The organism is Methylobacterium nigriterrae (assembly GCF_037106235.1).
GTDB classification, from domain to species: domain Bacteria; phylum Pseudomonadota; class Alphaproteobacteria; order Rhizobiales; family Beijerinckiaceae; genus Methylobacterium; species Methylobacterium nigriterrae.
Genome location: NZ_JBAWTG010000205.1, coordinates 1 through 5,931, shown reverse-complemented (window position 1 = coordinate 5,931; position 5,931 = coordinate 1). Strand labels below are relative to the sequence as shown.

5 protein-coding genes and 1 pseudogene are annotated in these 5,931 nt (G+C 65.4%); 3 read left to right on the top strand and 3 right to left on the bottom strand.

Annotated elements, in window-relative coordinates; translation table 11 throughout:
- Positions 1 to 989 precede the first annotated feature (989 nt).
- Entirely contained in the window at positions 990 to 1,457 is a 468-nt protein-coding gene (locus WDW90_RS34165; protein WP_336492152.1) for a Ros/MucR family transcriptional regulator, read from the bottom strand.
- A gap of 135 nt (positions 1,458 to 1,592) precedes the next feature.
- Positions 1,593 to 2,163 (bottom strand): annotated as a pseudogene (locus WDW90_RS34160) (SOS response-associated peptidase).
- Positions 2,164 to 2,479: 316 nt separating this feature from the next.
- Between WDW90_RS34160 and WDW90_RS34155 the strand changes: the two are divergent.
- On the top strand, positions 2,480 to 3,178 hold the full coding sequence (locus WDW90_RS34155; protein WP_336492150.1) for a phosphoribosyltransferase: 699 nt from the start codon (positions 2,480 to 2,482) through the stop codon (positions 3,176 to 3,178).
- Between the two features lie 121 nt (positions 3,179 to 3,299).
- On the opposite strand, the gene WDW90_RS34150 is transcribed toward WDW90_RS34155, so the two are convergent.
- Positions 3,300 to 3,728 carry a hypothetical protein gene (locus WDW90_RS34150; RefSeq protein ID WP_336492148.1) on the bottom strand — a complete coding sequence of 143 codons (429 nt, stop codon included), beginning with the start codon at positions 3,726 to 3,728 and terminating at the stop codon, positions 3,300 to 3,302.
- A 508-nt stretch (positions 3,729 to 4,236) separates the two neighbouring features.
- Between WDW90_RS34150 and WDW90_RS34145 the strand changes: the two genes are divergently transcribed.
- The gene (locus tag WDW90_RS34145; protein WP_336492147.1) at positions 4,237 to 4,401 is read left to right on the top strand and encodes a hypothetical protein; all 165 of its coding nucleotides are present in this window, start codon (positions 4,237 to 4,239) and stop codon (positions 4,399 to 4,401) included.
- A gap of 61 nt (positions 4,402 to 4,462) precedes the next feature.
- Complete coding sequence (gene chrA / locus WDW90_RS34140) at positions 4,463 to 5,701, top strand: chromate efflux transporter (protein WP_336492154.1); 1,239 nt, start codon at positions 4,463 to 4,465, stop codon at positions 5,699 to 5,701.
- Positions 5,702 to 5,931 lie beyond the last annotated feature (230 nt).

Sequence of the window (5,931 nt, the reverse complement as noted above, 5' to 3'; positions counted from 1 at the left end):
CCGCGTAATTGCTCGCACGATGGATCGGCAACTAGTGGTTCTGACCCCGAGCCCGACGTTCTGACACGATGCTGTTGCCCGCTCCTGCGGAGAAGAACGAGTCTCGCAGTGCCCGTGCCTCCCGACAGACGTCCGAGGAGCCATCCGATCCAAGACATGACAAGATTCCCCCGCTAGTCCGTCAGCATGCGCTGCGAACGAGGACCACGCCAGTGCCTTCGCCGTAAGGGTATTCGCGCGTACGCCCGCGTAGGGCTGTGGTTAAGTTCGAGTGCGCGAACCACCGAACCCGGCCTGTCCCGCTTCCGCATACCTCGCAGCCGGCCTTAGCGGCGCATTTCTCGCCGAGCGCCTGTTTGTGCCTCGGCGCACTACCTCCGGCGCTCAGTGCCAGCCTCAATCCTCTATTCCGGCGATTGTACGCCATGCGCTCGCTCTGAACAGGATCGCGACCACGGCCAAAACAACGCAATAAGTGCCCGCATCTGTTTCGAGAAAGGCAGAAAGCCGAGAGTACGCCGCGCCAAATGAGTCTGATCGTGCATCATCTCGCAGCAATCTCAACAGCAAACCAGAGAAAGGTATGCCGACGCATACTATGCTAATTCCATTGAGGAAATACGATGTGTTCCTTTTCATCTCATTGGAAGCGGACTTTCCCAAGGGCTTATGTGAAAAGAGTTCCATCTCTGCCTCCGGTGCGGCTGCGCCATGGGACTATTTTCTAGACTTGGAGTGACTGAGGGCCCTGTGGTGGAGATCATGTTCCAAGCATCGCGCCTGCGCGGGAACCGCTACACGGTTCTCCGCCGGATGGCGTACAGCGCCATGGTGAATCGACCAGCCAGCGGACTCGGCCGCCCGCAGGCCAATCGAACAAGGCCGTTGCGGGTTGGAAAGCTCGGACACGGACTCCTTCCGCTGAGGCCTCGCCAGTAGGTAGGCTGCAAGTCGCGGCTCGCCCGAGGGCCGGAACGAGTCGTAGCTCCTCAGGCAGCGTTGCGCCGGCTACGGCCCTTCGGCTGCTCCACCGGAGCTTGAGCGCCCGGGCGGCCGAGGCCGATGGCTTTCGCGAGTTCCGAGCGCTGGGCGGCGTAGTTGGCGGCGACCATCGGGTAGTCGGCCGGCAGGCCGAAGCGGGCCCGGTAGCTGTAGGGGTCGAGCCCGTGGCCGGTCAGGTGGCGCTTGAGCGTCTTGTAGGGCTTGCCGTCGATGAAGGAGATCAGCGCGTCCGGCGTGATCGACCTGCGAACCTGCGACGGCGTGGCCGTCTGAACCTCTTCCTCGGCACCGGTCTGCGGTGCACTGCTGGCAAGACCATGCAGCGCCGTGTGCACGCTAGCGATCAGGGGCGGCAGTTCGGCCACTGGCACAGGATTGTTAGAGACGTAGGCCGAGACGATGCCGCCGGGGAGTTCAACGAGGGCGGGGCTCTGCCCCTGCATTTCCTCTGTCACTTTGCAGGTCCAAATTTGCGCACCCCTCGCGCGGCCTACATCATCACTCCGGCAAGGAAATCTAGAACGAGATCTCTAGAAGAGCAGAAAAGCATTTCACAGCGCGAGTTGCCGCCTCTGTCGTGATCTAGCCGTCTATCCCTCGTCCTTGCGAGCACCGCGCGCGACAACCTTCATCATCTCATCTGGCATTGGCCGCTGCAGCTTCGGCGCCTCCTCGGCGGGCGCTTCAAGCCAGGTGCGCCACTCCCGCTCGCTCGTCAGCAGCACCGGCATCGCCTTCGGGTGCACAGGCCCGACCACGCCGTTCGCCTCGGTCGTGACGAAGCTGTAGCGCCAGTGTTCCTCCTCGACCGACCCGTCGCGCTTCGGCCCGCGCACACCCGTCTAGGGCCGCCAGATGCCTGCGAAGGCAAACAGCGGCCGGTCATCATTGAGAGCAAACCAGACCGGCGTCTTCCGCGGCTTGGTGTCGGCAAACTCGCTGAAGGACAAGGCCGGCACGAGACAGCGGTACTCCGGCTTCAGCCAGGGTCGCCAGTACGGCGAGGTGTAGCGAGGCGACGTTGCGCACGTTTGTGACCGGCTGCGGGCCAAGCTTCGGCGGAGGCGGGAAGCCCCAGCGCATCATGCTGAGCTCCCGCCCGGCCTCAGCCGGTCCGCAGGGGCTCGTTACTCGGCTGACTTCGCCACCACCTCGAGCCAGAGCTTTGGTCGGATGCGCCGATGCTGCCTCCGGCCGCCCACGGCACGCTGATTGCCGACCTCGGGCCCTCGTGCGGCCAGCGACCACAGCGGAGAGTGCGGTCTGAAACATTGGCATCGACCACGAGGGTAAGAAGCTGCCGCTGGGGAGCGCCTGCGTTGTCCGTGCGCGGGAGGTGTTCGACGGGCACTGCCCGTCCTGCAAGGCATCCGCGGCGAGTGCAGCATCGCCGTGAGCACTCCTTTGAGCTGGATCAATGGCATCGCCGCGCCCGCCTCCAGAATGGAATGGCGCTACGTGAAATCGAGCGACGGCCATGCGAGTTTTCCGAGATCGTCATGAGGCTGGACGGGAGCTGGCCGAGAAGTTGGTGCCCTATGCCCATCGCCCCGAGACCGTCATTCTCGCCTTGCCCCGCGGAGGCGTGCCTGTCGCAGCCGAAGTCGCGCGCAAACTCGGTGCCCCACTCGATGTGTTCGTGGTGCGCAAACTGGGGGTGCCGGGATATGAGGAACTCGCGATGGGCGCGATCGCGAGCGGCGGCATCCGGGTCCTGAACCAGGATGTTGTGAGGTCGCTCCGTATCCCAGAAGACGTCATCGACGCAGTCGCAAGCCGGGAGTTGGAGGAACTCACGCGGCGCGAGCGGCTATATCGCAACGGCCGACCATCCACCGAGATCCGTGACCGCACGGTGATCCTTGTCGATGACGGATTGGCGACCGGCGCAACCATGCAGGCCGCGGTGCAGTCGGTCAGGCAGCAGCATCCTGCACGGGTCGTCGTCGCGGTACCAACGGCGGCGCGCCAAACCTGTGAGCGTTTGCGAGGTGAGGCAGACGAACTCGTCTGCGCCATGGTGCCTGAGCCGTTTCGGACGGTTGGAGCCTCGTATGAGGACTTCACACAGACTACTGATGCCGAGGTCCGCGAACTGCTGGCTCATCCCGTGCAGCCGGGCGAACTCGAGCATCCGGCAAACCGGCCGCTGATGTTGACCCTGTGCGAGCCTTGACGATGCTCCTGACGAAGTTCTGCTGACTGCGTAAGAGCAGACTGGCTCAGAAAGTCAGGGGCAAGATGCCTCTTCTGTATGCGTTTGTGCACAAGGTGTAACTGAGAATGCCATCGCCGGCTCAGGCCACTGAACGAGACATGCTAGTGAGTGGTGACCCGGTAGTCCGCAAGGTGACCATGGCCCTGAGGCTTCGCAGAGCCGCGGTGACATAGCCGGGCAGCAGCAAAAACTCGATCAGGGCCGTGTAGAGCGCGAGGCCAAGCCCGGTCCCAACCAAGGACCCGATCCAGATCGGCGAGCCCAGGCCGTCCATCAGATGACGGACTGTGAAGAAGGCAGCGACGAACCCCGCACCTGCCCAGGCGATCCGCACCGCTGACGAGAGTTGCACCCTCCACTCAATGGGGCAGGCCTTCAGAACGAGGAGAGCCACCGGCACCATGCAGGCCGAAGCGGCCGACCAGCCAAGCCTGACGCCGCTCAGTCCGAATTGCGCGCCGATGGTGACGCAGATGGCCGCGATCACGACCTGCGCGCCGGCGCTCACCCTCCGGCAGATGCGGGCCCAGCTTCAACGCACGGGCAGCAACCCGAACGCGGGCTAGGTTTCCGACAACGAGCCTCTTTGACTCGCCCCGCGGGCCGCGCCCGGCTGGGGCAGCAGCGCTGACAGCATCAACTTGGCGCCCATGTCATTACCGCTCATCGGCAGGCATGGAGCCTAGCACGGCGATAGATTGCACGCGGGGCACAGATTGTACTAATTCCAATTTTAAGATGGGCCAGCGAGAGACATCGGCGCTGTGGCGCGAGCTGACCCCTGTGCAACGGGCCATGCTTCGGCGCCTGGACCGAGAGGGGCCGCTGGTCTCGCTCGGGCCTTGGGAGATGCGCACCGTCCGCTCACTGCTCAGTCGCGGGCTCGTCAGGCCGAGGTCTCCGGTCCGGGACGGGCGCGACCACGCGGGCCTGTGGTTCCTCACGTCGCAGGGCACGCGAATACTGCCCCGCCGAGCGGCGAGTGGCACCGCCGCCTCTGAGGTCCGGACAGAGCCATGACCATGAACTGGCTCATCGACCGGTTGCTCGTCCTCGGCGTCGTCCTCGTGGTGACCGGCGCCCTTGCGGCACTCTCTACAGCCGGCTTCAGTCGTGTCGGCGAGACCTGTGCTCTTGCCGCATTCGTGGCGAGCGTCCTGACCGTCTGGCTCCGGTGCTGACATTGTTGGTCTCGACCTGGCCAACGCCTTCGAGCCCGCCTAGAGGATCGACCCCGTGATCATGATCTCTCCTGCTTTGGCCCCAGTAGAGGCTGGCCACTCGGCCGGGCCGGGCAGGCCGGGAGAGGTGTTCCTGGCCTTCCTCAAACTCGGCCTGACCTCCTTCGGCGGTCCTATCGCGCATCTGGGCTATTTCCGGGACGAACTGGTGACCCGCCGCCGCTGGATCGACGAGGCCGGCTATGCGGACCTCGTGGCGCTCTGCCAGTTCCTACCGGGCCCCGCATCGAGCCAAGTTGGGTTCCCGCTCGGCGTGCTGCGGGGCGGCGGGCTGCTTGGTGGCCTCGCCGCCTGGACGGCATTCACGCTGCCCTCCGCCCTTCTGCTGCTCACCTTCGCCTACGGGGCGAGCGCCTTCACCGGACCGACCGCGCAGGGCCTGATCCATGGCCTCAAGCTCGTCGCGGTGGCGGTGGTCGCACAGGCGGTCTGGGGTATGGCCCGCTCGCTCGCGCCGGACCGGCCACGAGCCTCCATTGCCGTTGGCGCGCTCCTGCTGACGGTGTTCCTTGCCGGCGCGTTCGGACAGATCCTGGCCATCGCCTTCGGCGCGGTTGCGGGCCTCGCGCTGTGCCGCTCAGGCGATGTCCCGGCTGGCGGCCACCTCATCTTCCCGGTCTCGCGCCAGGCCGGCATGGTCGCACTGGCTGCCTTCCTGCTGTTGCTCGTCGTGCCTCACCTCTTGGTGGCGGTCCTGCACTCTCAAGCCGTGGCGTTGTTCGACGCCTTCTACCGCTCCGGCGCCCTCGTGTTCGGCGGAGGCCACGTCGTCCTGCCGCTGCTGCGGGCGGCTGTGGTCGATCCGGGCTGGGTGAGTCCTGATACGTTCCTCGCCGGCTATGGCGCGGCCCAGGCGGTCCCAGGGCCGCTCTTCACCTTCGCGACCTATCTCGGGGCGGTCGTGCAGCCTGCTCCCAACGGTGTTGTCGGTGCGGCGATCGCACTGGCGGCGATCTTCCTGCCCGGCATCCTGCTGGTCTACGGGATGCTACCCTTCTGGGATGCGTTCCGGACGCGGCTCCTGGCGCAGGCGGCGATGCGCGGCACCAACGCAGCCGTGGTCGGCATCCTGGGCTCGGCCTTGTACGATCCGGTTTGGGTAAGCGCGGTTGGCGCACCCCGCGACTTCGCGCTCGCCACGGTAGCCTACGTGCTCCTGACCGTCTGGCGGGCGCCACCTTGGATTGTCGTCGCCCTCACGGCCGTCGCTGGTATCGTTGGGAGTGTCGCGCAAGCTTGAGCCGGGTTCTGTATCAACCCCGGAGTTCACCCTTCGGCCGGACCAGGATCCAGGGACCGTCAGCGCGCATCAGCGAAAATCACGGCCCAGCTGGAAAGACTTGCCTCCTCAGATCGGGGTGAGGGCGGGCATGGCGTCTTCGGCATCCGCCTTGTTGTGGGCGGCTACGACAGCATCGCCGATCGTCGACCGGAACCGCACGCGTGGTGGGCGGATGCCGTGGACCAGCA

Excerpts from the sequence above, each read along its gene's own strand:
- WDW90_RS34155 (WP_336492150.1), top strand. The coding sequence starts at position 2,480 with ATGCGAGTTTTCCGAGATCGTCATGAGGCTGGACGGGAGCTGGCCGAG.
- WDW90_RS34145 (WP_336492147.1), top strand. The coding sequence starts at position 4,237 with ATGACCATGAACTGGCTCATCGACCGGTTGCTCGTCCTCGGCGTCGTC.
- chrA (WP_336492154.1), top strand. The coding sequence starts at position 4,463 with ATGATCTCTCCTGCTTTGGCCCCAGTAGAGGCTGGCCACTCGGCCGGG.